This window comes from Clostridium celatum DSM 1785 (assembly GCF_000320405.1).
Classification (GTDB): domain Bacteria; phylum Bacillota; class Clostridia; order Clostridiales; family Clostridiaceae; genus Clostridium; species Clostridium celatum.
On sequence record NZ_KB291637.1, the window covers coordinates 1 to 1,233 of the forward strand.

General features: G+C 48.1%; 1 rRNA gene. It reads right to left on the bottom strand.

Annotation, left to right across the window (positions count from 1 at the left end):
* Positions 1-1,215: ribosomal RNA gene (locus HMPREF0216_RS07040) — 23S ribosomal RNA — on the bottom strand; the annotation flags it as partial.
* Between the last annotated feature and the right edge of the window lie 18 nt (positions 1,216-1,233).

A 1,233-nucleotide genomic window follows, 5' to 3' on the forward strand; every position in this document is an offset into this window, starting at 1 on the left:
CCTTACGCAAGCCCGTAGCTTCGGTGGTAAGTTTAGCCCCGGTACATTTTCGGCGCAGGATCTCTCGACTAGTGAGCTATTACGCACTCTTTAAATGAGTGGCTGCTTCTAAGCTAACATCCTAGTTGTCTTAGAAATCCCACATCCTTTTCCACTTAACTTACACTTTGGGACCTTAGCTGACGATCTGGGCTGTTTCCCTTTTGACCACGGATCTTATCATTCGTAGTCTGACTGCCGGACTTAATCTATATGGCATTCGGAGTTTGATAAGGTTCGGTAAGCGCTATGCCCCCTAGCCCATTCAGTGCTCTACCTCCACTAGACATATCCGACGCTAGCCCTAAAGCTATTTCGGGGAGAACCAGCTATCTCCGAGTTCGATTGGAATTTCTCCGCTATCCACAGCTCATCCCATGCTTTTTCAACAGCAACGTGGTTCGGTCCTCCACGAAGTTTTACCCTCGCTACAACCTGGCCATGGATAGGTCACCCGGTTTCGGGTCTACGGCATGCAACTAGTCGCCCTATTTAGACTCGGTTTCCCTTCGGCTCCGTACCTTAACTACTTAACCTTGCTACATACCGTAACTCGTTGGCTCGTTCTACAAAAAGCACGTCATCACCCTCATAAGGGGCTCTGACCGGTTGTAGGCACATGGTTTCAGGTTCTATTTCACTCCCCTCCCGGGGTTCTTTTCACCTTTCCCTCACGGTACTGCTTCACTATCGGTCATCAGGTAGTATTTAGCCTTGGGAGGTGGTCCTCCCTGCTTCCCACAAGGTTTCACGTGTCTCGTGGTACTCTGGATCAGAACTTGATTATCATAATCTTTCACATACAGGACTATTACCTCCTACGGTCTAACTTTCCAGTTATGTTCGGTTAATCATGACTTCTCCGTTAATGTTCTGTCCGCAACCCCAAGGATAAATCCTTGGTTTGGGCTCTTTCCCTTTCGCTCGCCGCTACTAAGGAAATCGATTTTTCTTTCTCTTCCTCTAGGTACTTAGATGTTTCAGTTCCCTAGGGTTTACCTCCATACAGCTATGTATTCACTGTACAGTACATGGGGTTTCCCATGTGTGTTCCCACATTCGGAAATCTCCGGATCACTGGCTATGTGCGCCTACCCGAAGCTTATCGCAGCTTATCACGTCCTTCATCGGCTCCTGATGCCAAGGCATTCACCATGCGCCCTTTGTAGCTTGACCTATTCAGTCAAAATTTTC